Source organism: Ahrensia sp. 13_GOM-1096m, from assembly GCF_000620605.1.
GTDB classification, from domain to species: domain Bacteria; phylum Pseudomonadota; class Alphaproteobacteria; order Rhizobiales; family Rhizobiaceae; genus Ahrensia; species Ahrensia kielensis.
The window spans coordinates 130,136-155,488 of sequence record NZ_KK211156.1 but is presented as its reverse complement, the minus strand read 5'-3'; the positions used below and the strand labels follow the sequence as shown (position 1 = coordinate 155,488).

Sequence of the window (25,353 nt, the reverse complement as noted above, 5' to 3'; positions counted from 1 at the left end):
AATCTCATATTCAGCCAACAATGATTCTTGGTCCTTCAATACGCGCCTTCGTCTAGCTTTAAGACGACACATTATAATTCACATGACGCATAAGAACCCCTTGATCGTTCACACATAATGACATAAGGATACCCTTATGTTTAAACGTTAAGCCTATCGTGTCGTTTTCGTATTAAGTAACGTCGCACCAGATTCAACTTGTTAAGAAAAACCACGCTAGACTTACGTTATTATCGCGCATAGCCGAGGAGTTTACTATGTCCGACGAAGAAGAAATCATCCTAAGTGAATTGTCAGACGACGAACTCGTGCAGCAAATGCATGACGACCTTTATGATGGTCTCAAAGAAGAGATTACCGAGGGCACAAATATTCTTCTTGGGCGAGGATGGGAACCTTATGAGGTTCTAACCAAAGCTCTTGTTGAGGGTATGCGTATCGTTGGAGAAGATTTCCGTGATGGCATTTTGTTTGTGCCGGAAGTTTTGCTCTCAGCAAACGCTATGAAAGCCGGAATGTTCATTTTGCGGCCTCTGTTGATTGAAACAGGCGCGCCAAAACTTGGGAAAATGGTTGTCGGCACTGTTAAAGGCGACATTCACGACATCGGCAAAAACCTCGTCGGCATGATGATGGAAGGCGCTGGCTTTGATGTTATCGACTTGGGCATCAATACGCCTGTTGAAGAATATCTCGAAGCGTTGGAAAGAGAGCAGCCAGACATTTTAGGCATGTCAGCCCTTCTTACGACCACAATGCCTTATATGAAGGTCGTTATTGATACGATGAAAGAAAAAGGCATGCGCGATGACTTTATCGTGCTTGTGGGCGGCGCGCCGCTCAATGAAGACTTCGGCAAAGCAATTGGTGCCGATGCTTATTGCCGCGACGCAGCTGTTGCTGTGGAAACAGCAAAGGAATTCATGAAGCGGAAGCACAACCAAGAATTAGCTTAGTAGCTTCATAAATCAAAATAAAAGGGCAGCAAAAGCAGCCCTTTTTTTTATAACAAAATTACTTTGGCGTCACGTATCGCGCCATGTCACAAGTTTCGTGACAGCATAATTAAAGACTGCATTCATAAGCGCTCCGGCAAATCCTGCAAACAATGTCGATTGATTAAGTTCAAAAAAGCTTTGCGCAATGGAAACATTTGCCAATGCACCAACACTACACACCGCATAGAATGTCAAAAGGCCAATCCAAAAGCGGTTACCTTTCAATTTTCGGTGCGCATAGGTGACGCTATTGTTGAGGATAAAGTTAGATGTCATCGCAGCAAATGCGCCAGCAAATTGCGCCGCGGCAAAATCAACATTGGCGCCATAATGCAAAGCGAACAATGTCGCCATATGGACGAACAATCCGGTAAAACCCACAAGCCCATAAAGCATAAAGCGCATAGGTATTAGGCCACCAGTAAAACGGGACACCAAAAGACCCAAAAATTGGATTGTGACGAGAAAGCCGAGTTTACTCTCGCCTTCGACGCGCTCGCGAAACTGAAACGGCACTTCTTTGATTTTAAGCCTATCGCCATAACGGCTGACAATATCAAAAAGGATTTTAAAGCCGTCTTTTGAAACGGTTTCAGCAGCTTTATCTGCCGTCTGGCGCGTTAACATAAAGAACCCGCTCATCGGATCTGATGTATAATGGCCGGTAATATAATTGGCCATTGTCGTCGCAATCTCGCTACCTTTTGCGCGTGTCTTTTGATTAAAGCCAGCCTTATGATCGCCGCCATCGACATAGCGCGAACCGATAACAAGGTCCGCACCATTTTTGATTTCATCCAGCATGATTGGCAAACGAGTTTCATCATGCTGCATGTCTGCATCCATAATAACCACAACCGGTGCATTAGCCGCCATCATACCTTCAATACAGGCACCCGATAGGCCCCGCCGCCCGACACGCCGAATACAACGAACATGCGGATGCTTGGCGGCCAATCTGCGCGTCACACCCGTTGTGTCGTCAGGGCTATTATCGTCAACGACAATCACTTCATGGGCAATTTTGCCCATTGCATCAGCGATTTTTCCAACAAGCGGCTCAATATTCTTCGACTCATTAAATGCCGGAAGAACAACCGTAAGTTCCGGAGCTTGCATGTCGTCCCCTAACTATGAGCCAATGCGACAATACTACGACGTATACACACTGGCCAAAACACCCATCAAAGAGCTATTACATAGGCAAAGGTGAATGAATGCCCAACAAAAACCCAATAACAGACATCTCTGAAAAGGCAAAAACCCGTGTGATTGCCTGCGGTATGATCGCACGTGAAATTTTAGATGTTTGCGAAATGAATGGATTTGGGCACGTCTCACTGACTTGCCTGCCTGCTGATTACCATCATAAGCCGCAATTAATTGCACCAGCGATTGACGAAGCAATCGTTAAAGCGCGCAGCGAAGGCTACGACAATATATTTATTGGCTACGCAGATTGTGGCACAGGCGGACAGCTCGATAAAATCTGTCAAAAACACGGTGTGGAACGCATAGAAGGACCGCACTGCTTTTCATTTTATATCGGCAATCAGTCTTTTGACAAAACAAGCGACGATTACACAACGACCTTCTTCATCACGGACTTTTTAGCCCGTCATTATGAGAACTTTTTGCTTAAACCACTTGGAATACTCAAACATCCAGAGCTGTTAGAAATGTATTTCGGCAATTACACGACAGCGCTGTATTTAGCCCAAACAAATGACACTGAATTGGACAGAAGAGCACAAGAAATAGCCGCAATTTTGGGTTTAAATTATATCCGCAAGTTTACCGGCTATGGAGACCTTGCACCTGCAATTGCCAATACCCAAATTCCGGATAACGGCATTTCGTAAATAATTTAGTTGTAAATTGCGTGTAGTCATAAAGGCGACAGGTAATTGCGCCTAATGGCGATGTAGTGCGAGCAATTTGATGTTACAGCAGACGGATGAGACGATGACTATGCTAGTAGAACCGGCAAGCGATGAGTATCATCCACGTCCGCTATCAGCTGTTTTGCGCGGACTCGCGGCCCGTGAGGGCGACTCAAAAGTTACCATTCGCTGCATTCGTGAGGCGCTTGCGGGCAGATCATTTGCAGCATTTCTCATTATCACCTGCCTCATTAATATGCTGCCTTTCCCGCCCGGCTCCACAATAGTTTTGGGCATACCCATTGTTATTGTCGCCATGCAGATGGTGCTGGGGCGTAACACCGTTTGGCTACCAGAGTTTTTTCTCAAACAATCCTTGAGTAAAAAGGCATTCGAAAAGCTAACAACCAAGATCATCCCCGCATTGGAAAAACTTGAAAGCTACGTAAAACCCCGCGCGTGGCCATTTCCAGATGTTAAAAGCGCCGAAAAAATTATCGGCATCTGGGCATTAATTTTAGGCATTGCCGTTATTTTACCTGTACCGCTCGGCAACTGGTTCCCCGCATTTGCATGCGCCATATGTGGTGCGGCCCTTTCTGAGCGTGATGGCCGCCTGTTGTTTATCGGCGTCGCATTGGGCGCTATCTCAATCGCTGTCCTTATCGGCATGGTTATGGCCATCCATTTCGGCGTGACATGGATAATCGGTGCATGACCAAGCGGCTGGCAATTGTAACCGCGGGCGGTTCTGCGCCTGCGATTCTAATCAATCTGCTCAAGCAGCAGTTCCCTGATGCATTATTGATCGTAGAAAGCAGCGAATCAAAATCCACCTTTCTTAAAAGACGCGCGCGCAAGATTGGCTGGTTTCAAACGCTGGCGCAATTAACCATGCAATTCATATCCAAGCTTGGCAAAACATGGGCACAAAAGCGTTTTCAGCAAATTTCAGTTGATTATAACACGTCGCAAACGATGCCGAGCGACCTTCAAACAATCCATATTGGCTCCGTCAATGATGGAAGCCTTGCCGGACATCTGCGTGATAATCAGATTGCGACAACATTAGTCATCGGCACGCGTATATTTTCAAAAGCAACCATCGCATCGATTGACATACCGCTACTCAATTTTCACGGCGGGTTAACACCGGATTATCGCGGCCTCAATCCTGGTTATTGGTCGCTGATCGATGGCAGGCCGGATCGATTCGGTGGCACAGTCCATTTCATTGATGCCGGCATTGATACTGGCAATGTCATTGCTCAGAAAACCTGCAAACCACATCCGAACGATAATTTCCTGACCTATCATCACACGATCTCGGCACAATGCGCCGATATATGTATTGCGGCGGTAAAATCTGCCCTCGAAGGCAATGTGAAGCCAATGACGGTCCAAGGAGTATCAAAACAACACTACCATCCAACGGTCTATGGATACTTTTGGAATGGAATTACTAAAAATATCTGGTGAGCAGTCTAAATAAGCTCTGTCGCTTTTTGATCTTCCCTCGTCGTCATGCAACAAGCTGACAGCAACACATTCATTCAAATTTCAATTGGAGGTACTGATTTTGGCCGACAAGACCATCGTATATTGGCGTGATATTCCTGCGCAAGTAATTGTAAAAGCAGGACGTCGCAATGTCGCAAAGCGCGAACTGTCGCTTCGTTTTACCGAAGCGATTGATATGTGCGCAATGCGCGTCGGCGCCAAAGATTCCGATGCTTATCTAGCTGAATGGCGAAAATCAGACCCCGTTCCTGTTGGCGATGATCTGGAAGCGGAAGCAGAAGCTGCCGCCGCCGAGATTGAGGCAAATTATGATAAGGCTCGTCTTGTGGCATTGGTCAAAGGCGACGGCAAAGAAAGCTGAGACAGTATGGCGAGACTGGAAACGTGGACTTCGAAACTACGCCGGACAAATGCTAAGTCCGATTTTCAGCCCGCCAATGTCAGCCCTGACAGGCGCAAGCAGCGCCGTTTCACCATTCGGCTCTGGGTTGTGCGCAATGCGCGGTTCTTCGAATGGTTCTATGAAAAATTTGCCAAACTTTTTCTGTTCCTGCATCCACTTTGGAAAGCTGTCGGCTATCACCGCGCAGAAAAACCAGTCACATTTGTCGAAAGACATGTAAAAGGCCTGCTGTTTGATTGCCGCATGTGCGGTCAGTGCGCTTTGTCCTCGACCGGCATGTCCTGCCCTATGAATTGCCCCAAACAATTGCGCAATGGCCCATGCGGCGGCGTGCGCGCAAATGGCAACTGCGAAGTTGAACCAGATATGCCTTGTGTATGGGTGCAAGCATGGAATGGTGCCAGCAAAATGGCAAATGGCCAAGAAAAAATGATGGATGTTCAAAAACCTGTGAACCAATCTTTGCGCGAGACCTCATCTTGGCTTCGCGTCACCGCTGAGGCAGCGCAGGCAAAAGAAAGCGTTAAATCATGAGCATTTCAGATATCAATCCACTCGATGCTGGTGCGCCGCTTGATCCATTGCCGGGTCACTCCTCGCGCGGACGCCTTGAACGCGTATTGCGCCGCGGCGAATTTGCAATCACCTCCGAATTAAACCCACCAGACAGCGCAGATCCGAATGAGGTCTATGAGCGCGCAGCAATATTCGAAGGTTGGGTAGACGGCATCAATGCGGTCGATGCATCCGGCGCAAACTGCCATATGTCATCTGTTGCCATTTGTGCGCTTTTAACCCGCATGGGCTATGCCCCCATATTGCAGATTGCTTGCCGTGACAAAAACCGTATCGCCATCCAAGGCGACATCCTTGGCGCTTCTGCAATGGGCGTTCAAAACATTATGTGCCTAACAGGCGACGGAGTTCAAGCGGGCGATCAACCAGGTGCAAAACCAGTATTCGATCTGGACTGTATGTCGCTTTTAGAAACAGCACGCTCAATGCGCGATGAAGAGCGTTTTTTATCGGGCCGCAAAATCACCTATCCGCCAAATGTTTTTCTAGGAGCGGCGATCAACCCCTTCGCCCCGCCTCATGATTTTAGGCCGCTACGCCTTAAAAAGAAAATAGAGGCCGGCGCACAATTTGTGCAAAGCCAATATTGCTACGACGTGCCAATGTTTCGCGAATATATGAAGCGCGTCGTGGATATGGGATTAAATGAAAAGTGTTACATCATGGCAGGTGTTGGACCGCTGGCGTCAGCTAAGACAGCACGCTGGATGCGCTCGAATGTGCCCGGTGTTCACATCCCTGACCATATCATCACGCGTCTTGAAGGGGCTGAAAAGCAAAAAGCTGAAGGCAAACGTCTCTGTATTGAAATCATGCAAGAGATTAAAGAAATCGAGGGCGTTTCAGGCATTCATGTTATGGCGTATCGGCAAGAAGAATTCGTCGCCGAAATTGTACATGATTCTGGCGTTTTAAAAGGCCGCCAACCTTGGAAACGCGAAGCCGTATCTGACGCAGCACTTGTTGCCGAACGCATGGAAGAACTCGTCGACGAACAAAAACAAATACCAGCTGAGATGGCTGAAAATGCCGCCAGCAACACTTGATCAAATTCATATAACGATATAAACAACTCTTTATATCTTCAGGAGACTCCCATGACACGCACAATCGTTGCATCTGCTACCAAAGAAACAATCATTGGCTTTGACCAGCCGTTCTGCGTTATCGGCGAACGGATTAATCCGACCGGCCGAAAAATCCTGAATCAAGAACTTGAAGATGGTGATTTCAGCCGCGTGGAAGCAGACGCAATTGCGCAGGTCGCTGCTGGCGCAACTATTCTCGACATCAATTCCGGTGCTGTATTTTCCGGCAAGATGGCTGCCGATCCGCGTTATGCCGACAACAATTTTGTTGAACCTATTTTAATGCAGCAATTGATTGAACATGTTCAGGCGGTAACAGACTGCCCGTTGTGTATTGATTCATCTGTCCCGGGCGCACTTGAAAACGGACTAAAAACGGCAAAAGGTCGCCCATTGCTAAACTCTGTGACGGGCGAAGAAGAACGCTTGGAACTGGTTTTGCCTCTGGTGAAAAAATACGATGTGCCGGTTGTCGCAATTTCAAATGATGACACTGGAATATCAGAAGATCCCGAAGTGCGCTTTGCCGTAGCAAAGAAAATTGTTGAGCGCGCAGCAGACTTTGGCATTCCCGCGCATGACATTGTGGTGGACCCGCTTGTTATGCCAATCGGCGCTATGGCGACAGCAGGACACCAAGTGTTCACGCTCGTGCGCCGTTTGCGTGAAGAGCTTGGCGTCAACACAACTTGTGGTGCATCTAACATTTCATTTGGCCTGCCAAACCGCCATGGTATCAACAATGCGTTCCTCCCTATGGCTTACGCTGCTGGCATGACATCAGCGATCATGAATCCTGTTGCACTTCCAATCGGCCCCAAGAAGATTGCAGAAAAACGCGCGCTTGTTGAAGCAGCCGGCATCATATTGCCAGAAATGGACGACGAAACATTTGTGAAAATGTTTGGCATGGGTTCTACAAAACCGCGCCCCGGCAAAGAAATGGAAGCTATTCGTGCTGCGAATTTCCTGCTTAATCAAGATGATGGCGGTGCTGCGTGGATCAACTTTAACAAAGACCCCGATGCTGCAATTGCAGGCGCACGTGGTCGCCGTGAAGGCCGCCGCTCGCGGGGGTGATTTACTCAAACACCCTAGAAATGCCAGACAAATGAATATTCCATTTCAATCGTCAGACCCTGATCAGGTAAAAAAGCTATCTGACTACGTTGCTTTAATCACTCGTTTCATTTTTTGTTCTGCGTTAAGTCTAGGTATTGGGGATTATATTCGAACTTCAGATTTACCGCCCTTCGAAAGCGCAGGATTATTCTTCATTTCACTTACATTTGGGTTCTTAGGTTTAGCTCTCGCAGCATCAATTATGGGCCAAACGCAAAACTATTTTAATTTCGTATTTGATAGTAAAAATTTTCTAATATCGCTATTGGCCTTAGCGATCTCATTAATTGTTTTTATCGGTGTTTATGTTGGCGCGACTATTTTGGTTTCTGTTGCGAAATTTAATATAGCAGTTTCAGTAGGGAGCATACTTTGACCGACCACCTCGTCGTTTTTACACCATCTGGCAGACGTGGGCGCTTCGCCAAGGGCACAAATGTGCTCGAAGCAGCGCGCGATCTTGGCGTTTATGTGGAATCAGTATGTGGTGGTCGCGGCATTTGCGGCCGCTGCCAAGTCGAGATTCAAACTGGCCATTTCTCAAAGCATGGCATTGAATCAAAAGCAGAAAACATCTCTGAGCTTGGCGCAAAAGAACTGCGCTATGCAGAAAAACGCGACCTAAAAGAAGGACGCCGCCTCTCCTGCTCATCAACGATTGAAGGTGATCTTGTCGTTGACATTCCGCTTGATGTTCAAGTCAATGCTCAGGTCATACGTAAGGCCGCTGACAACAAGGTCTTTGAGCGAAAACCAGCTGTCCAACTTTGCTATGTTGAGGTTGAAGAACCAGACATGCACAAGCCGCTTGGCGATCTTGATCGCTTGAAAGTCTCGCTCGAAAATGATTGGGGCTGGACAGATATTGAGGTCGCGCAACATATTTTGCCGCAAGTCCAAAAGACCCTTCGCAAAGGAAATTGGACAGCAACAGCCGCGATACATCGAGATTCAGACACAGCACAGCCCACACTGATTGCGCTATGGCCTGAACTTCAAAACGAAGCCTATGGCATTGCCTGCGATATTGGCTCAACAACAATCGCGCTCCATCTTGTATCATTGCTTTCTGGTGCCGTTATCGCATCAGCAGGTGCATCAAACCCGCAAATTCGCTTTGGTGAAGACCTTATGAGCCGTGTCTCATATGTGATGATGAACCCTGAAGGGCGCGGCGCGATGACGGACGCGGTCCGCAAGACGCTAAACGAACTGATTGGTGAAGTCTGCGAAACTGCCGAGATAGAACGCCAAGACATTCTCGATATGGTGTTTGTCGGCAACCCTGTCATGCACCATCTTTTCTTAGGCATTGACCCGACAGAACTAGGCGGCGCACCCTTTGCGCTTGCCGTTTCCGGTGCTGTTCACACATCGGCCAAAGAGCTTGATCTTGAAGCCAATGAAGGCGCCCGCGTCTATATGATCCCGTGCATTGCCGGACACGTTGGCGCCGATGCAGCAGCTGCAACTTTGGCCGAAGGCCCGCACCGTTCTGACGACATTATGCTCATGGTGGATGTTGGCACGAACGCAGAGATTGTACTTGGCAACAAGCAACAAACGGTTGCTGCCTCCTCCCCTACTGGCCCAGCCTTTGAAGGCGCTGAAATATCTGGCGGCCAACGCGCAGCGCCCGGCGCTATCGAACGTGTGCGCATTGATCCGCTAACATTAGAGCCTAAATTCCGCATTATTGGATCAGAGCTTTGGTCTGATGAAGAAGGCTTTGCAGAGAGCGTTGAAAAGACTGGCATCACTGGCATTTGCGGTTCTGGCATCATCGAAGTTGTTGCCGAAATGTTTTTGGCAGGCATCATTTCAGAAGATGGCGTGATCAACGGCGCTCTGACCGAGCGTTCCAGCCGTGTGCAGGAAACCGGACGCACATATTCATATTTGCTACATGACGGTGCCCAGAAAATCATTATTTCACAAAATGATGTCCGCGCAATCCAGCTGGCCAAAGCTGCGCTTTATGCAGGCATCAAACTTCTTATGGACAAGCAAAACATAACGCAGATTGATCAAATTCGATTCGCTGGTGCGTTTGGCTCTTTCATTGACCCTAAATACGCAATGGTTCTGGGGCTTATTCCCGATTGTGAAATTGAAAACGTAAAAGCCGTCGGTAATGCGGCTGGCACAGGCGCGCGCATGGCACTTATCAACCGCGATTACCGCCGCGAAATCGAAAAGACAGTGCGTGAAATCGAAAAAGTAGAAACTGCATTGGAGCCGAAGTTCCAAGAGCATTTCATCAATGCTATGGCGCTGCCCAACAAAGTCGACCTTTTCGAAAAGCTTGGAAAGGTTGTTAACCTGCCGCCAAGAAAACAAAACGCTGATGATAGTGATGGACAAACACGGCCACGCAGATCCGGTGGACGCAGAGGGCGCACATAAGATTCAGCCTTTTCTGCACGACCAAATAGGCTAATAGCTGCTTTATGTTATTTCAGCGCGTCAATCCGATCTTCTTGATTATTGCAATCTGGCTCGCGGGCCTTGGCGCTGCCGCGCAATTTGCCAAAATCACGATAATCTTTGGCGAGCTTAGCGCCTATTATGGTCAAAGCGATGCACGCTCTGGTTTTCTTTTATCAACCATAAGCCTCTTAGGCGTTATCTTCGGTCTTTATGCCGGCGTCATGGGTGCCAAATATGGCAATCGGAAATTGCTGATTGGCGGCCTGTTTCTCGGCGCACTGACATCTTTTGCACAGGTTCTGCTTTTGCCTTTCTGGGGCATGATCACATTACGTGCGATCGAGGGCATTTCGCACCTTGCCATTGCGGTTGCAGCGCCAACTCTTATTGCGAGCTACGCCACCGACAAGATCAGAACCTATGCAATGACACTTTGGGGCACATATTTCGGTGTCGCCTTTGCTCTCATGTCAGTGATCTCACCTGCGGTGTTGAAAAACGGCCGCTTTGACCAGCTATTCCTTTATCACGGCATCTACATGGCTTTGATTGGCATCTTGTTGGTTCTTTGCATGCCCAACCCGCGCACAAATTTATCAACCGCGCAAACACCCGCGCCAGACACCAATTTCTGGATCGCACATGTTCAGGCATACAAATCACCCTTTATTGCAGCGCCTGCACTTGGTTGGGTATTTTACACACTGACCTTTGTCTCAATGATAACGCTACTCCCGCAATTTGTTGCAGAAGATCAAAGACTATTGGTGATCGGTGCCATGCCGGTAACCAGCATCATCGCGTCTCTTACGCTCGGCACATATTTGCTGCGGATTATGAGCGCTGTCAAAGTCGTTACGGTGGGGTTTGCCCTCGCCTTTGTCGTCTCCTTGGTAATGATTTTTTCTGGTGTCAACGCTTGGATGGCGATTGCGTTATATATTGGCCTTGGCCTTGTCCAAGGCGCAACTTTTGCCGCCGTTCCTCAGCTTAACAACACAATTGAAGACCGTTCAAAGGCCAATGGACTTCTTGTCCAAACGGGTAATTTTGGTAATTTGATTGGCACACCTGTGCTTGCGGTCACCATCGGCACATTCAATCAGAGCGGTATGCTCGTCATTGCCTGCCTCGCTTATGTCATGGGAATTTGTGTTCACATCCTTTGTGGCTACCTCAGAAATTGGTATCGTCCTGCTTAAGCAGGCTGTCTTAACCTAAGAGCCTCAATCAACAATGCAATTTCATGCTGGAATAATATCCAGCGGCATAAATTTCTCTTGCTAAAATAGCGCGTTTGATGATTTGCTTTCTTAATAGAATTTGCGCCCCGTAGTTCGGGTATTTAATTGAGGGACGATGGCCATGACTGAGGCCCAATCAAATTCGGCGGCTTATCGACGTACTGTCGTCTTTTACTTGCTTCCAGAATTTACAATGATCGCCTTCACATCGGCGGTTGAAGCGCTGCGTTCAGCGAACCGAATGTTGGGCTATGATGCTTATAATTGGCGTCTGTCATGCGAATCTGGTGGCAGCGTCTCGGCTTCAAATGGCATTGAGGTCATAACAAAGACCTCAATCGAAGAAGAGCGCAAACTTTTAAGCGCCTCCAATAGGCCGACATTGTTTTTGGTGTGCGGCGGCACCAATATAGAAAACTTCACCACGAAGTCAGTCATGGGCCTTGTGCGAGAAGAATATGCGCGCGGTATTGCAATCGGTGGCTTATGTACCGCCGCTTATGTCATTGCCGCAGCAGGTCTATTGAGCGGAAAACGCTGCGCTATTCACTGGGAAAACATGCCCGGCTTTCAGGAAAAGTTCCCAAAAGCAGAGGTTTATGCTGATCTTTTTGAAGTTGATTCGAACATCTACACCTGTGCAGGTGGCACAGCGGCATTGGACATGATGCTGTCGCTGATACTTGAAGATTTCAGCGATGAATTGGTGAATAGAATTTGCGAACAAATGTTAACTGACCGCGTTCGCGCCGCCAGTGATAGACAACGCCTACCCTTGCGTGCGCGCCTTGGTGTACAAAATGCGCGTGTGCTCGCCATCATCGAGCTTATGGAAGCCAATCTTTCTGAACCATTATCATTGCTTGAAATCGCCAATCATGTCGGATTGTCACGGCGGCAGATTGAGCGCCTTTTCCGCCATGAAATGGGCCGTTCTCCGGCACGCTATTATTTGGAAATCAGGTTAGATCGCGCGCGGCACTTGCTCGTACAATCCGCACTGCCTGTGGTTGAAATTGCGATTGCGTGCGGCTTTGTATCGGCATCGCACTTTTCAAAATGTTACCGCGAGCTTTACGCCAAATCACCGCAGCAAGAACGCGCAGAACGCAAACAATTGCTTGTTGCCTAATATGAACAAACGGCAGTTTTTAGCATGCGTATTAGGAGCAGCCATCATGGCTTCTTCGGTTCATGCGGCTGATAAATCATTCGTTCTGGCAACAACAACATCAACGGAAAATTCGGGCCTTCTTGATACAATCATTCCTCAATTCACTTTAAAAACAGGCATTAAGGTCAAGGTTGTCGCCATAGGCACAGGGCAAGCGCTGGCAATGGGACGAAACGGCGATGCAGCTGCATTGTTAACCCATGACAGGCTTGGCGAAGACAAATTTGTTGCCGAAGGCTATGGCAAAGACCGCCGTGATGTCATGTATAATGACTTCATCTTTATTGGCCCCAGTGACGACCCAGCCGGCCTCAAAGACGCGCAAACAACCACAGATGCATTCAAGGCTCTTGCGCAAGGTGGCTCGACCTTCATCTCACGCGGCGATGATAGCGGCACCCACCGCAAAGAACTGCGTGAGTGGAAAAAAGCAGGTTTTGATGTTGCCAATTTCGGTTCTTGGTACCGCGAAGCCGGCAGCGGTATGGGGCAAACAATCATTACGACAACACAGATCAACGGCTACACTCTATCAGATCGTGCAACCTGGACAAAGTTTGCCAGAAAAGCTGATCATGTCATTGTTTTTGAGGGCAATCCACCGATCAACAACCCTTATTCAAGCATCGTTGTTACAAACAAACTCATTCCAAATGAAGAAACACAATATGCTCTTAGCTGGCATGAATGGCTAACGGGCGCAGAAGGCAGAAAAGCTATAAAAGACTTTCGCATCGATGGTCAGCAAATGTTCTTTCTTGGCACGGATTAGAGTTTGGAAGGGTTGCGCTCACGCGTGACCAAAAACGTGACGATCGTTACGCCAAGCGATAACAACACCAAAATTACCCCAAGCCAAACAGCAATCGAATAATTGCCTTGCCGCGTTTCCAGCGTGATCGCGGTTGTCATCACACGCGTTACCCCACGAATATTACCGCCAACAATCATCACCGCACCGACTTCTGAAATCGCCCGGCCAAATGCGACTAAAAACGCAGTCACAAGGCCCGCCTTTGCTATTTTTCCAACCTCCCACATACGCCGCCAACGCTTAACGATATCAAGGCGTAGCGCATCGCCCACCTCACGCCATGCAGCAGAACAGGCACGGTGAACAAAAACCGTGATGACAGGCACCGTGATGAGAACCTGTGCGATCACAATAGCCGTGGGCGTAAATAAAATGTTTAGCCAACCAAGCGGCCCTGAACGCGACAAAAGAAGATAAACAACAAGGCCGACAACCACAGTGGGCACAGCAAGCAGCGCGCTAAAGACAGTGAGCCAAATGGTTTGGCTCTTATTTGAGATGGTGCACAGATACGCCCCCATGGGCGCACCAATACCCAAGCCAATCAGCGAGGCCAAAATACTGACCCGCAATGACAAAAGTAAAATATCAATAATCTCAGCTGAAAGGTGCATGAGATTGATCTAGCTTATTGCGTTTCATAGTTCACGCAAAAACTTGTCGCATTAAGAACAGGAATTCAAAACAGCTTTAGAGATAAATCAAATTGATATGTACCTATTATTTGCATTGCCGCGCGCATCAAATTTGGCACAATATACGTAGCTTAAATTAAACACATGGGAGGCCAATATGGCAGCATTTCCGACTCAGGCAAAAGTAGTTATCGTCGGTTTGGGCGGCATTGTCGGCGCCTCTATTGCCCATCATCTGATTGAGCGCGGCTGGGACGACATTGTCGGCATCGATAAATCAGCTATCCCAACGGATATCGGCTCCACATCTCATGCCTCTGATTTTTGCTACGCGACAGCCCATGACTTTTTGACATGCTGGACAACGCTTTATTCGATTGATTTCTTTTCCAAGCGCGGCCGTTACGCAAAGGTAGGCGGTTTGGAAGTCGCGCGTGTTGGCGACGATGAGCGCATGATGGAGCTTAAGCGAAAAGTCACATCCGGCAAAGCTTTTGGCACACGTGCCGAAATGATTTCTGCGGCAGAAGCAAAAGCGAAATTCCCGCTGCTCGAAGAAGACCAAATCCAAGGCGCGCTCTGGGACCCTGATGCTGGCCTTGTTGCGCCGCGATCCCAAACGCTGGCTGGCGAACTTGTTGATGAAGCAATCGCCAGCGGCAAGCTTAATAGCTTTGCCAATACATCAGCACTCGACTTGATTGTCGAAAACGGACACATCAAAGGCGTTAAAACTGAACGCGGCACCATTATGGCTGACAAAGTCATCATCTGCGCAGGTCTTTGGGGCCGCCTAATGGCCAATATGGTTGGCGAAGATTTGCCCGTCATGCCAGTTGACCACCCACTGACCTTCTTTGGCCCTTACACAGAGTTTGAAGGCACAGGCAAAGACATTGGTTATCCGCTTATGCGCGATCAGGGCAACTCGGCCTATATGCGCGATACGGGCGACCCAAAGACACCAGAAGGCGGCCAAATTGAGTGGGGCTACTACGAGGAAAAAGAGCCACGCCTTTGCCATCCACGCGATATTTTAGAAAAGAACGAAGCACGCCTTTCGCCATCACAGCGTGATCTGCCAATCGAACAAATCATGGAGCCGCTTGAGCGTGCTATGGAGCTAACGCCAATTCTTGGCGAGCTGGGCTACAATGAAAGCCACTCATTTAACGGCCTTTTGCAAGTAACCACCGATGGCGGCCCTTCAATGGGTGAAAGCCAAAAAGTGCGCGGCCTTTGGTATGCGGTCGCAATCTGGGTGAAAGACGGCCCAGGCATGGCCAAACTGCTCGTTGACTGGATGACCGATGGACGCACGGAAATTGATCACCACGCGATTGATTATGCACGTTTTTATCCATTCCAGACGACAGAAGAATATATTGAAGCACGCTGCACAGAAACGGCGATGAAGATTTATAACCCTGCGGTTCACCCACGCGAGCCTTTCGCAGGCGGACGCGGCATTCGCCGTTCACCGTTCTATGAACGCGAAGTTGAACTTGGCGGCTATTTCATGGAACTTGGTGGCTGGGAGCGCGCGCATGGCTATGCGTCAAACGAACATTTGCTTGATAAATGGGCTGATAAAGTTCCGGTTCGCACAAACGAATGGGACAACCGCCATTTCTGGCGCGTTTCAAACGCTGAACATCTTGAGATGAGCGAGAATGTCGGCATGGTAAACCTGTCGCATTTTGCCATGTTTGAAGTGTCAGGACCGGACCATGTAGCCCTGATGGAATATGCTTGCGTTGCGAAAATCGGCGGCGACAACATGATAGGCAAAGGCATATACACGCATTTCCTTGACGATATTGGCGGCGTTGCCGCTGACCTTACCGTCATTCGCATGGCAGACCGTTGCCGCGTGATTGATGGTGCGGACGCTGGCCCACGCGATTATCATTATTTGCGCCGCCTTGCCGAAGACAAAGGCTTTGATGTCGCCATCGAAGACGTATCTGAAAAATACACCACCATTGGTGTTTGGGGGCCAAACGCACGCGCAACATTGCAAAAGGTTATCAGTGATCCAGACGCACTTAGTCAGGAAAACTCACCTTTTGCATCACTGCGTCAAATTGAGATCGCTGGTAAATCCGTGACCACTTTGCGTCTTTCCTATGTTGGCGAACAGGGCTGGGAACTTCATATGAAATATGAAGATGGTCTTGCCGTATGGGATGCCATTTACGCAGCTGGCGTCATGCCGTTCGGTGTTGAAACCTATGCTAATACACGCCGCATGGAAAAATCCTTGCGTTTGCAAAACGCCGACCTTCTCACCGAGTACAACCTCATTGAGGCTGACCTTGCCCGCCCGAAAGTCAAAGAAGCCGATTTCCGCGGCAAACAAGCCTATCTGGACATTCGTGCGCGTGATCATCAACCAGCAACGCTGTGCACGCTCATTATTGACGACAATAATGATAGCCAAGGTGTTGCGCGCTATCCTGTGGGCATTTGCCCGGTTCTTGATCCGGCTACAAAACAGACGCTTGTGGATGCACAGGGCCGCCGCTCTTTCACAACATCAATGGCGTTTGGGCCTACAATTGGCAAAAACATCGCCCTTGCCTATCTGCCGCATGATTATGCGAAAAAAGGCACCAGCTTGCTGATTGATTATATGGGAGAAGAGCTTGCCGTATCAGTCGCTGGTATTGGCTATGAACCGCTTTACGATCCGGAGAATCTAAAACCGCGCTCTTAAGCGGCAGCAGAACTGCGTAAGCTTTGTGGCTCCAATGAAGGTTTGATGATCGCGGCCAGCGCGATCGTCATTCCGGCTATAAAAATGAAATAAAACCGGTCATCTGGTAAAGGGAAGCTTGCAAATTTTCCAAGCAAACCAAGTGCGCATCCAGCAAACACAGCTTCGATTTTTGCCTCGCCAACAATACCCTTTGCCAGAGCAAACAGGCGGGTAAAGATCAATATCGCAAACAACCAAGGCCATTCAGAGTGCTGAAGTGCAACGGATACGCCGCGAACATAACCAGTAATCATCGTATTGAGTGAGAACGCAGGGTCGAATTTATCAACATTGGCTTGCAGCTCAACGGTGGAGAAAACAAAATGAGACCACCAACCAATATGGTCATAATAATTTGCGATTATTTTTGCGGCGATTAATCCACCGATAAACGCGGCCAAAATTGGAATGATGCGCAAGCCAAAAAACGGCGCAACAAGCAACAAAGCAAATGTCAAAATAATAGAATCTGGACGTATGCCCACCGCTACGATCAAAAGCACTGCAGCAGTCCAGCTTTTGCCGCGCGCGAGAGCATATAATGCTGGCAAAGCGATTGCCGCATGCATCATGTCGGGCACCACATTTCGTGCCATATGAAAATAATCACCGATAATAAACATGGATAAGACAAGCGGCGCTGCATGCAGTGCATCGGCACGCCAAAGCCAGAAAAGCGTAAAAAAGCCAACGAATATTCCTGGGGCCCAACTCATCGCCATCGCAGCCTTAGCAATACCGATAATAGGCTCTAGCGCACGGATACTCCAAACATATAAGGGTTTAACAGCGAACATCACCAATTGCGATTGCAACGCTTCAGGGCTTTCATAATTGGCTTTATTATAAGGGTTAGCATCCGTTAGCCGCCGCATATCCCCCTCACTGGCACCCGCTTCAATGACTGCCCAAGTTTGCTGGTGAAGGTCCGTTGGATTTGGATATTCAGGCTCAAGCGCAGCGGCGACATAAGCAATCATATCCCAATTATAGGCAGGTTTAAGGATGCTAAAGGCAGCAATCAGTAAAATAAGTCCTGCTGCTAGAGTAAGGCAGATACCGTCAACAACCTTCCTGCGATATAGCTTTTGAACACCTATCATAAGTGTTTCGCGAAAGCCTGATGATTGCGACGTGACGCTCATTTCAAGTTCTCTTTCTCGTCCGGTAAAACCAATGCATCGCGCAGGCCAACCATCAGTAACATAATTGCAGGCAGAAGCAGTGGCAGATGCACACGGCCGTCATGCAGCGGGAAGATCAAAAACTTAGCAGCAACCCCAAGAAGCAGCGCGCCAACTAAAACAGTTCTACGCTTGTTTAGTTTCAAGCCGCCTGCCTGCATCATAGCCCATACACCAAGCGTTATGGTGTACATGCCGAGCCAAGTATCCTCCAGCACACTGCGCACAATGTTCCATCCAAGCCCAACGACATAGACTTTGAGGTCAAAAGCAGGTGCAAATCCAGTCATATCATTTTGTATTTTATAGGTAGAAAACCAGTAATGAGGCCACCATCCAGGATGCGTGCTAACGCTTTGAATCGCAACATAAACAGCAACGGCAACAAGAAAAGCTATCGCGGCACCAGCGGTAATTTTATCCCGCCAAACCCAAGCGGCGCACATGAGCACACCAGCAAAAGCAAGTGCGTCAGGCCGTGTGGCTACAGCGAGAATTAATAGGGTAAATCCGATTGATAGACGGTTCCGATCAAGTGCAAAAACCGCGCTCATCATCAATGCAAGCGTCAAAAAGTCAGGCATATCCGACATCGCAAAGCTGGCAACACCAGCAATCATCATCAATGCAGGAACCACAAAGCCCAAACGCAATATTTTATTGGCAGATAGCCACCAAATTGTTGAAGCAGATAATAATGTTGCGGCTAAAATATTGATAAAAAAACCAGCATCATACGCACCGACAAATGGGCTAAGCGCTACCAATAACGCAATATAAAGCCATTTAACATCATACATGCCAAGCATTGAAACGAATGCCTGAGGATCAGCAAACATCCGTTCGCGGTAAGCGTCATTTTCCGTAAAAATTGCAAATTGTTCCGGTGAGATTGCACTACGCACCGTGTCATAGGCAAAAGCATGAATAAGCGCCGGATCAGCCATGCCCATCCAGTCGCGTGCCGCAACACCCAGATAGGCAAGCGTGTCCCAATTATGGCTCGGCCGCAGATAATCTATTCCAATAACAACGACAAAATAACCAATGATTGTTAACGCGGAGACAAGTCCGCCAAAGCGCAACCATACCTGCCCCGAGGTGCCAAGAATGGCGTGCAACATGGAGATCAAAATACCGCGTGGATCAAATCCACGCGGCTTATTATTTTCAATGTGATGTTCTTGAGTACGCATAAAGCATCCCCGCCTTTAAGCAGCTTTCTTGCCTTTGGTTTTCTTCTCGATAACCTGCGCAGCAATGAAGTCTTTTACGATCATCACAACGCCCTTGCCCAGCATCTTGTCCATAGCGCCAACCAGTTGATCAACGTTCTGTTTGGTACAAACGAGAGGCGGCAACAGGCGCACCACATTGCGGTTATATTCAGTAAAGGCGACAAGCACATCATGGTCACGCAGAAGCAGTGCGCCCATAAAGCCGGACAAAGAGCCTTTTAGCTTATCGTCCAACATGGCAACGGCTGGGCGCATGACAGCAGGTAATGTTTGGCTAAAATCTTGGAATTCAAGACCAACCATTAGGCCCTGCCCGCGAACATCCTTGATAATATCAGGATATTTCGCCTGCAAACGCTCAAGTTCAGATTTAAGATAGGCACCCACTTCAGCCGCATTGTTGATGAGGTTATCCTCATAAAGCGCATTGATGGTTTCCATCGCAGTGATACAGCCTTCGCCGATACCGCCAAATGTCGCCGCTGCATGAATAAGTGCAGTTTTAGGCGTGCCATAGGCTTTCATATAAATTTCTGTGCGTGCGATCATGGCTGCCATAGCGCATTTGCCACCGCCAAGTGACTTAGCAATTGCCGTTACATCCGGCACAACGCCATAATGTTCAAAGGCATAAAAACGGCCCGTGCGGCCAACACCACATTGCACTTCATCGGCAAGCCACAACACGTCGTACTTGTCGCATAATGCGCGCAATTTCTGCCAGAACTCAGCAGGTGCCGTATTAATGCCGCCGCCGCCTTGAATGGTCTCAAGGCAAACTGTTCCAATTTCAGGATGCGCTTTGAATGCAGCTTCAATCGCATCAATATCACCAAAAGGTACTTTAACGCCATTTTCAAGCAGCTTGAATTCACTCTTGTAAAGCGGGCCATCTGTGTATGACAGAACGCCTTTTGTTTTACCGTGAAATGAGTTTTCGGCAAACAACACCATTGAGCGGTCTGGACCAGCAGCACGTTCACAAACCTTAAGCGCTGCTTCCATAGCCTCAGAACCAGATGAACCAAGAAACACCATATCAAGATCGCCCGGTGAAACCGCAGCAATATTATGCGCCAATGCTGTTGCATATTGGCTCATGAAAGCCATTGCAATTTCATGGCGCTGTTCGTCTTGGAACTTCTTGCGGGCTGCAATAATACGCGGATTGTTGTGCCCCACGGCAAGCGAGCCAAAGCCGCCAAAGAAATCCAAAATCGCACGGCCGTTTTGGTCGTAATAATACATGCCTTCAGCACGTTCGATTTTGATTTTATGAAAGCCTAATAGCTTCATAAAATGCAGCTGACCCGGATTGTAATGCGTTTTGAATAGATCAGTCATCTTTTCAACGCTCATTGCCTTGGCATCTTCAACCGATAGCAGATCCGGTTTTGAAACCGGTCCTGGTACTGGCGTCACAACGGAAGGTGCAGCAACGGTTTTACGTGCTTCAACTGTTTTTTTAGACTTCAAAAAATCAAGCATTTTCGTTCCTATTCCGCTGCAACAACGGTTGAGTTACCAACATCGACACCCGCATCAACAGCTTTGCGATATTCCGCATAAGCATCTTTGAGCATGTCTTCGTCACGATACTTTGGCTCCCAGCCAAAATCTGCCTTGATCGCGGTTGTATCACGCACGCAATACTCATCAGCGATCATATATTGTTCAGGGTCCATAATCGGCACATTGAACCAATCAAGCGTTGCCAAAGTCCATTTAACGGCAAAGCCCGGTGTCGGGATCAGTATGGATTTTGAACCGGCTGATTTAATCAAATCACCCAAAAGCACTTTCACTGGCGGCGGATTATCCGACCCAATATTATAAGCCTTGTTCGGCACGCCATGTTCCCATGCCAAACGCGCAGCTTCCGCGCAGTCAAACACTGAGATAAATTGGTAAGGGTTTTTGCCAGAACCAATCATCGGTACAGGCAGGCCCATATCAATCAGTTTGAACAATTTGCCCAAAATACCAAGACGGCCAGGGCCGATAATAAGGCGCGGACGAATGATCGTAATGTTCATGCCCTTTTCGCGCCAGCTTTCAGCAATCTCTTCTGTCGCGGCTTTCGACGCACCATAATGGCCAATTGGCTCAATCGGATGCTTTTCATCTTGCGGGCTCTGAACGGTCTTGCCGTAAACCATATCCGTCGTGAACTGCACCAATTGGCGGCCACCAGAAGCATAGGTATGCGCCATAATATTGGCTGCACCAAATGTGTTGACCGGATAGAAAAACGGATAGCGATCAATCCGTTTTTGGATTGGCGAGAGCATCATTGCCGACATGTTATAAACCATGTCGCCCTTGGCGATTTTCACACCAGAAACAGACGCTGAGTTGGTTACATCACAGTGCACATATTCCGCCGATTTATAATGCGGTAGATCTGTCTTATGGATGTCTGCGACTAGAACTTTCTCGCCGCGCTCAACAAGGTCTTTTGCAAGGTAGCGACCGACAAAACCATCGCCGCCGAAAATGACGTGTTTCATGAATTATACTCTTCAGTTGTCGTTTGTGAAATGGATGTTTCTTGCGTTGGCGAACCAGATTGCGCGATCAGCACAGTGCCTATGCAAATGAATACGATGCCTGCGATCTTGTATGTGCCGAGTTCTTCGCCAAAAAGCTGCCAAGCAAGAACAGCGACCAGCACATAGGCAAGCGATAAAAACGGATAGGCAAAAGACAGATCAACCTTTGACAGCACGAACATATGGCTCGCCATTGAGATGACAAATGTTGCCAATCCAAAGAAAACCCATGGCGAAAACACCACCATCAAAAGCTTCAGGATGATGTTATCTTGTGCCAAAACAGATGGCGAAAGCGTGGTCATGCCTTGCTTAAGCATCAACTGCGCTGCGGCATTGGTCGCAACCGTAAAGAGTATGAAAATGATATATTTCATTTAGCTTTCCTATTCCCTGCTTCAAACCCTACACAGAAGGGGTTTCAGTCCGCTGAACTAATTCATTAGAATTGTTTGCATTCCCATTTTTGGGCAGTTTTTGTGCTGTACGCCGCCAGAAATCAGACATGATTTTAAGATCACGCTTTGCTTCCAGCTGTTCCCAATTTGGAAATGAGGCTGCGAAGGTCTGCGCGCTCATACGCGCATCCTTATATGGATTTACGCGGCCACCAGCTTGAACCGTCAACCGATCCAGCTCACGAAGCAGCGCCAATGTTTTTTCACCGCGATTGGGAAAATCGAGCGTCAGCGTGTAACCGGGCTGCGGAAAGCTCAACAGACCGGGCGAGTTAACCGCACCAAATCTTTTAAGCACCGTTAGGAATGATGCCTGCCCTGCCCTTTGGCTGGCATAAAGCATCAGGCGAATAGTGTCGACTGCGCGGTCAGCCGGAATTGCGCTTTGGTGCTGAAATAGGCCGCGCGGCCCATAAAGCCTGTTCCAATTTTCAACCGCATCAAGTGGATAAAAGAAGCCTTGATAGTTGGATATCAGAAGCTGTCCACTTTTGCGTTTTTTCGCATGGTAAAACGCTGTATTAAACGCTTTAAGACTCAAATGATTGAGCGCATTAAAGGGTAGTTTAAAAGGCACCTGCAATTTCGCCTTATGAGAACCAGTATCAAAATTGCCATTGTCGGCATGGTTAGCGGTCATCAATATGCCGCGTTCACCGGAAAGCTGATCAAGCCAAGCCACCGCATATTCATTGTCAGCATCGGCTTGTTCAGCCTGCGCAAAATATTCATCCAATGTCTGGAACGGTATCAACTTTTCCGTCACATCAAGCGATGCGATTTTCATCATGCGCAACGTGACCCGCGCGATCATGCCCGTAAGCCCCATCCCGCCTACGGTCGCTTGAAAAAGGCCGGATAAGTCATCTGGTGTTAGTCTGTGAACACCGTCAGAACGTACCAGCGTCAATGCTTCAACATGGCAGCCAAACGTGCCGCGCACATGATGGTTTTTGCCATGCACATCATTGGCAACAGCACCGCCTAAAGTGACAAAGCGTGTGCCAGGGGTAACCGGTAAAAACCAGCCATGGGGCGCGCAGTGGTCAATAATCTCATGCAGAAAAACACCGGGCTCTGCAGTCAACAAACCGCTCTGAGCATCAAAAGAAATGATGTTGTTCTGACCGCGCATGTCAGCCAGCACACCATGATCATTATGACAACTATCACCGTATGAGCGACCGTTGCCAAAGGGCAAATAACGATCAGCAGCCGCGCTCTCAATGCCGCGAACAGCGACAGCACCGCTCACATGATGGCGCGCATGGTTATTAAGCCCGCCAAAACTATCGTACTGATTATCCAAAGAGCGTACCACCCGCTTCAAGCAAACCAGCAACCAGCATCAAGACTGCGCCAAGAGCGATCATGATTTGGCTGCGCCAATCTGAAATGATGAACACAACTGGGTCATCATAAAATTCACGGCGGTTGGCCAAAATCCAAACACGCATAATGATATAAAGAACCAGCGGACAAATCGGCCAAATCAAGAATGGATATTCATAGAGTTCGAAAACTGCATCCGATTGAATATAAAGCGCTAAAACGAGGATCGAGGCAAAAGCAGACGCGATACCGCTTTGGGCGATGATTGACTTATCTTCAGGTCTATAGCCACGCCCTGAAAGGCGTTCTTTCTCATCGATGCTGGCTTGGTCGAGTTCGACAAAACGTTTGACCAAAGCCAAGGATAAAAAGAAGAAAACAGAAAATGCGAGCAACCAGAATGATGCCGGCGTGAATGTGACAGCAGCACCGGCAACCACACGAATTGTGTAAAGACCAGCAAGCGTTAAAACATCAAGCAACAGCCAGCGCTTCACTTTGAGCGAATAGGCAGTCGTGGCAATGAAATAAACCACAAGAACAACAGCAAACATTGAAGGCAGTAGCATCGTAATGAGCACTGAAAGGCCAATCAAACACAGTGCGATTTTTATGCCCGTGGCAGGATCAATCCGGCCCGAAGCCAATGGTCGCTTACGTTTTGTAGGATGCGTTCTATCGATTGCCAGATCAAACAAATCATTGAAAACATAGACCGATGAAGCCAGAAATGAGAACGCAAAAAAGGCTCCCACGACATACATGATCATCGTAAAATCAAATATCCGGTGGTCCAATATCGGCGCAACAGCAATAAGCACGTTTTTCGCCCATTGATGAACGCGCAGCATTTTCAAATATTCTTTGAAGGTCGCAGGACCGCCATCGGCCAGCGTTTCTGCACTATGCGATTTTGCCCATTGGCGCGCATGTTTGTCTGGCGCGACAACTATTGACTTATGTGAGGCATCAAACACCGCAAGGTCATCGCGGCTATTACCCATATAATCAAAACCACCATCACCATATTCTTTAACAAGATATGCGGTTTTGTCTTTTGATTTCAAATTGACTTTTGAGGTTGAGCCAATGACGACATCAAACAAACCAAGTTCAGCCGCGATCTTTTCTGCAATATGCTGGGCACTTGCAGTCGCTAGAATAATCTTGCGGCCTTTGCTTTTTTCCGCGCGAATATAATCAAGCACCTCTTCGCGGTAAGGCAGTTTTGTAGGATCAACATCAACGCGCGAAAACACTTCTTGCTTGAGGCGTATTTTACCCCCCACAGCAACCCAATAGGGAACCATAAACAAGAACAGCGCATTACGGCGGATGAGCTTGAATAAGCATTCCCATAAAAGATCAGCGGCAATCAATGTGCCATCTAAATCGACAGCAAGCGGAATTGTTTGATTTTCAGTTTTTGCATCCATCGTATTCGTCTAGCCCAATGTCTAATCCTCAAGGTGAAGGCAACCTGACAGACAATTGGTAAGGATCGATGAAGCAAAGTAAAAACGATGCATAAAATGAGCAAAAACCGGCAGTATCGTTAACTGCCGGTTACTGCATTCAAAATTATGGTGTTAGTTTATGATGGCCGCGCCATCCACGATCTGTACGCTCTCTCCGCCTGATAGCGCCGCACGGTCACCATTTGGCATTGTGATAAAACAACCGCTTTGGCAGATTGTAACGATCTCATTAGCGCCAATAATGATTTCATTTTTCACGCCACCCTCAGTGACAGACAATGTGTGAGCTGAAGAATCTTTGTTCTCAATGCTAGCAGCAGAGGCTGCAAAAGCAGTTACCATAATTGCCGAACCCACAATAAGAACAGTTTTAATAATTTTAGACGACATTTTGCGTCTCCCTTTTCTGCTCCTGAATAAATGGAGCTTTTCTATGTAAGCAATATAACAAGCGAACCTGAA

The 25,353-nt window shown here is 48.1% G+C and carries 24 protein-coding genes; 14 read left to right on the top strand and 10 right to left on the bottom strand.

The features are described 5' to 3' along the window. Nucleotides 1–257: 257 nt before the first annotated feature. Entirely contained in the window at nucleotides 258–956 is a 699-nt protein-coding gene (locus tag N530_RS0114520; RefSeq protein ID WP_018688350.1) for a cobalamin-binding protein, read from the top strand. Between the two features lie 69 nt (nucleotides 957–1,025). On the opposite strand, the gene N530_RS0114515 is transcribed toward N530_RS0114520, so the two are convergent. After that, nucleotides 1,026–2,117: a glycosyltransferase family 2 protein gene (locus N530_RS0114515; protein ID WP_026481280.1), complete on the bottom strand. Its 1,092-nt coding sequence runs from the start codon at nucleotides 2,115–2,117 to the stop codon at nucleotides 1,026–1,028. A gap of 98 nt (nucleotides 2,118–2,215) precedes the next feature. On the opposite strand from N530_RS0114515, the gene N530_RS0114510 reads away from it, so the two are divergent. The 12 genes from N530_RS0114510 to N530_RS0114455 all read left to right on the top strand — a co-directional run bounded on the left by N530_RS0114510 (nucleotide 2,216) and on the right by N530_RS0114455 (nucleotide 13,211). Beyond that, complete coding sequence (locus N530_RS0114510) at nucleotides 2,216–2,860, top strand: DUF1638 domain-containing protein (protein WP_026481279.1); 645 nt, start codon at nucleotides 2,216–2,218, stop codon at nucleotides 2,858–2,860. 103 nt (nucleotides 2,861–2,963) lie between these two features. Further along, nucleotides 2,964–3,599: an exopolysaccharide biosynthesis protein gene (locus tag N530_RS0114505; protein ID WP_211097914.1), complete on the top strand. Its 636-nt coding sequence runs from the start codon at nucleotides 2,964–2,966 to the stop codon at nucleotides 3,597–3,599. Continuing rightward, entirely contained in the window at nucleotides 3,596–4,360 is a 765-nt protein-coding gene (locus N530_RS18305) for a formyl transferase (protein ID WP_051540993.1), read from the top strand. Before N530_RS0114505 ends, N530_RS18305 begins: the two co-directional genes overlap by 4 nt. Nucleotides 4,361–4,460: 100 nt before the next feature. After that, entirely contained in the window at nucleotides 4,461–4,763 is a 303-nt protein-coding gene (locus N530_RS0114495; RefSeq protein ID WP_026481277.1) for a virulence factor, read from the top strand. Between the two features lie 6 nt (nucleotides 4,764–4,769). Further along, nucleotides 4,770–5,339 (top strand): methylenetetrahydrofolate reductase C-terminal domain-containing protein, encoded by a 570-nt coding sequence (locus N530_RS0114490; protein WP_026481276.1) that lies wholly within the window; start codon nucleotides 4,770–4,772, stop codon nucleotides 5,337–5,339. Beyond that, nucleotides 5,336–6,427: a methylenetetrahydrofolate reductase gene (locus N530_RS0114485; protein ID WP_026481275.1), complete on the top strand. Its 1,092-nt coding sequence runs from the start codon at nucleotides 5,336–5,338 to the stop codon at nucleotides 6,425–6,427. The genes N530_RS0114490 and N530_RS0114485 overlap by 4 nt, the downstream gene beginning before the upstream one ends. Before the next feature lie 51 nt (nucleotides 6,428–6,478). Then, nucleotides 6,479–7,549 carry a methyltetrahydrofolate cobalamin methyltransferase gene (locus N530_RS0114480; protein WP_026481274.1) on the top strand — a complete coding sequence of 357 codons (1,071 nt, stop codon included), beginning with the start codon at nucleotides 6,479–6,481 and terminating at the stop codon, nucleotides 7,547–7,549. Then, nucleotides 7,515–7,967, top strand: a complete 453-nt coding sequence (locus N530_RS0114475) for a hypothetical protein (RefSeq protein ID WP_162150964.1) — start codon at nucleotides 7,515–7,517, stop codon at nucleotides 7,965–7,967. Before N530_RS0114480 ends, N530_RS0114475 begins: the two co-directional genes overlap by 35 nt. Continuing rightward, nucleotides 7,964–9,997 (top strand): ASKHA domain-containing protein, encoded by a 2,034-nt coding sequence (locus tag N530_RS0114470; protein ID WP_026481272.1) that lies wholly within the window; start codon nucleotides 7,964–7,966, stop codon nucleotides 9,995–9,997. Before N530_RS0114475 ends, N530_RS0114470 begins: the two co-directional genes overlap by 4 nt. Nucleotides 9,998–10,041: 44 nt before the next feature. Continuing rightward, nucleotides 10,042–11,223: an MFS transporter gene (locus tag N530_RS0114465; RefSeq protein WP_026481271.1), complete on the top strand. Its 1,182-nt coding sequence runs from the start codon at nucleotides 10,042–10,044 to the stop codon at nucleotides 11,221–11,223. A gap of 157 nt (nucleotides 11,224–11,380) precedes the next feature. Continuing rightward, nucleotides 11,381–12,397, top strand: coding sequence for a GlxA family transcriptional regulator (locus N530_RS0114460; protein ID WP_081773995.1), 1,017 nt, complete (start codon nucleotides 11,381–11,383; stop codon nucleotides 12,395–12,397). A gap of 46 nt (nucleotides 12,398–12,443) precedes the next feature. Next, complete coding sequence (locus N530_RS0114455; RefSeq protein WP_026481269.1) at nucleotides 12,444–13,211, top strand: substrate-binding domain-containing protein; 768 nt, start codon at nucleotides 12,444–12,446, stop codon at nucleotides 13,209–13,211. Here N530_RS0114455 and N530_RS0114450 read toward each other — a convergent pair. Then, nucleotides 13,208–13,867 carry an ABC transporter permease gene (locus N530_RS0114450; protein WP_026481268.1) on the bottom strand — a complete coding sequence of 220 codons (660 nt, stop codon included), beginning with the start codon at nucleotides 13,865–13,867 and terminating at the stop codon, nucleotides 13,208–13,210. The genes N530_RS0114455 and N530_RS0114450 overlap by 4 nt on opposite strands. Nucleotides 13,868–14,045: 178 nt before the next feature. On the opposite strand from N530_RS0114450, the gene N530_RS0114445 reads away from it, so the two are divergent. Then, complete coding sequence (locus N530_RS0114445) at nucleotides 14,046–16,607, top strand: FAD-dependent oxidoreductase (protein ID WP_026481267.1); 2,562 nt, start codon at nucleotides 14,046–14,048, stop codon at nucleotides 16,605–16,607. Here the strand turns inward: N530_RS0114445 and N530_RS0114440 are convergent. The 8 genes from N530_RS0114440 to N530_RS0114405 all read right to left on the bottom strand — a co-directional run bounded on the left by N530_RS0114440 (nucleotide 16,604) and on the right by N530_RS0114405 (nucleotide 25,281). Next, entirely contained in the window at nucleotides 16,604–17,794 is a 1,191-nt protein-coding gene (locus N530_RS0114440; RefSeq protein WP_026481266.1) for a hypothetical protein, read from the bottom strand. The two genes, N530_RS0114445 and N530_RS0114440, sit on opposite strands and share 4 nt — an antisense overlap. Next, entirely contained in the window at nucleotides 17,791–19,029 is a 1,239-nt protein-coding gene (locus N530_RS0114435) for a hypothetical protein (RefSeq protein ID WP_026481265.1), read from the bottom strand. The genes N530_RS0114440 and N530_RS0114435 overlap by 4 nt, the downstream gene beginning before the upstream one ends. Before the next feature lie 15 nt (nucleotides 19,030–19,044). Beyond that, on the bottom strand, nucleotides 19,045–20,559 hold the full coding sequence (locus tag N530_RS18300) for an aspartate aminotransferase family protein (protein ID WP_051540992.1): 1,515 nt from the start codon (nucleotides 20,557–20,559) through the stop codon (nucleotides 19,045–19,047). Between the two features lie 8 nt (nucleotides 20,560–20,567). Beyond that, nucleotides 20,568–21,581, bottom strand: coding sequence for an NAD(P)-dependent oxidoreductase (locus N530_RS0114425; RefSeq protein ID WP_026481264.1), 1,014 nt, complete (start codon nucleotides 21,579–21,581; stop codon nucleotides 20,568–20,570). Next, nucleotides 21,578–22,000 (bottom strand): EamA family transporter, encoded by a 423-nt coding sequence (locus tag N530_RS0114420; protein WP_018688368.1) that lies wholly within the window; start codon nucleotides 21,998–22,000, stop codon nucleotides 21,578–21,580. Before N530_RS0114420 ends, N530_RS0114425 begins: the two co-directional genes overlap by 4 nt. A gap of 28 nt (nucleotides 22,001–22,028) precedes the next feature. Next, nucleotides 22,029–23,390 (bottom strand): FAD-binding oxidoreductase, encoded by a 1,362-nt coding sequence (locus tag N530_RS0114415; RefSeq protein ID WP_026481263.1) that lies wholly within the window; start codon nucleotides 23,388–23,390, stop codon nucleotides 22,029–22,031. Then, nucleotides 23,383–24,849, bottom strand: a complete 1,467-nt coding sequence (locus tag N530_RS0114410; RefSeq protein WP_026481262.1) for a UbiA family prenyltransferase — start codon at nucleotides 24,847–24,849, stop codon at nucleotides 23,383–23,385. Before N530_RS0114410 ends, N530_RS0114415 begins: the two co-directional genes overlap by 8 nt. A 153-nt stretch (nucleotides 24,850–25,002) precedes the next feature. After that, nucleotides 25,003–25,281 (bottom strand): hypothetical protein, encoded by a 279-nt coding sequence (locus N530_RS0114405; protein WP_026481261.1) that lies wholly within the window; start codon nucleotides 25,279–25,281, stop codon nucleotides 25,003–25,005. Nucleotides 25,282–25,353: the final 72 nt, after the last annotated feature.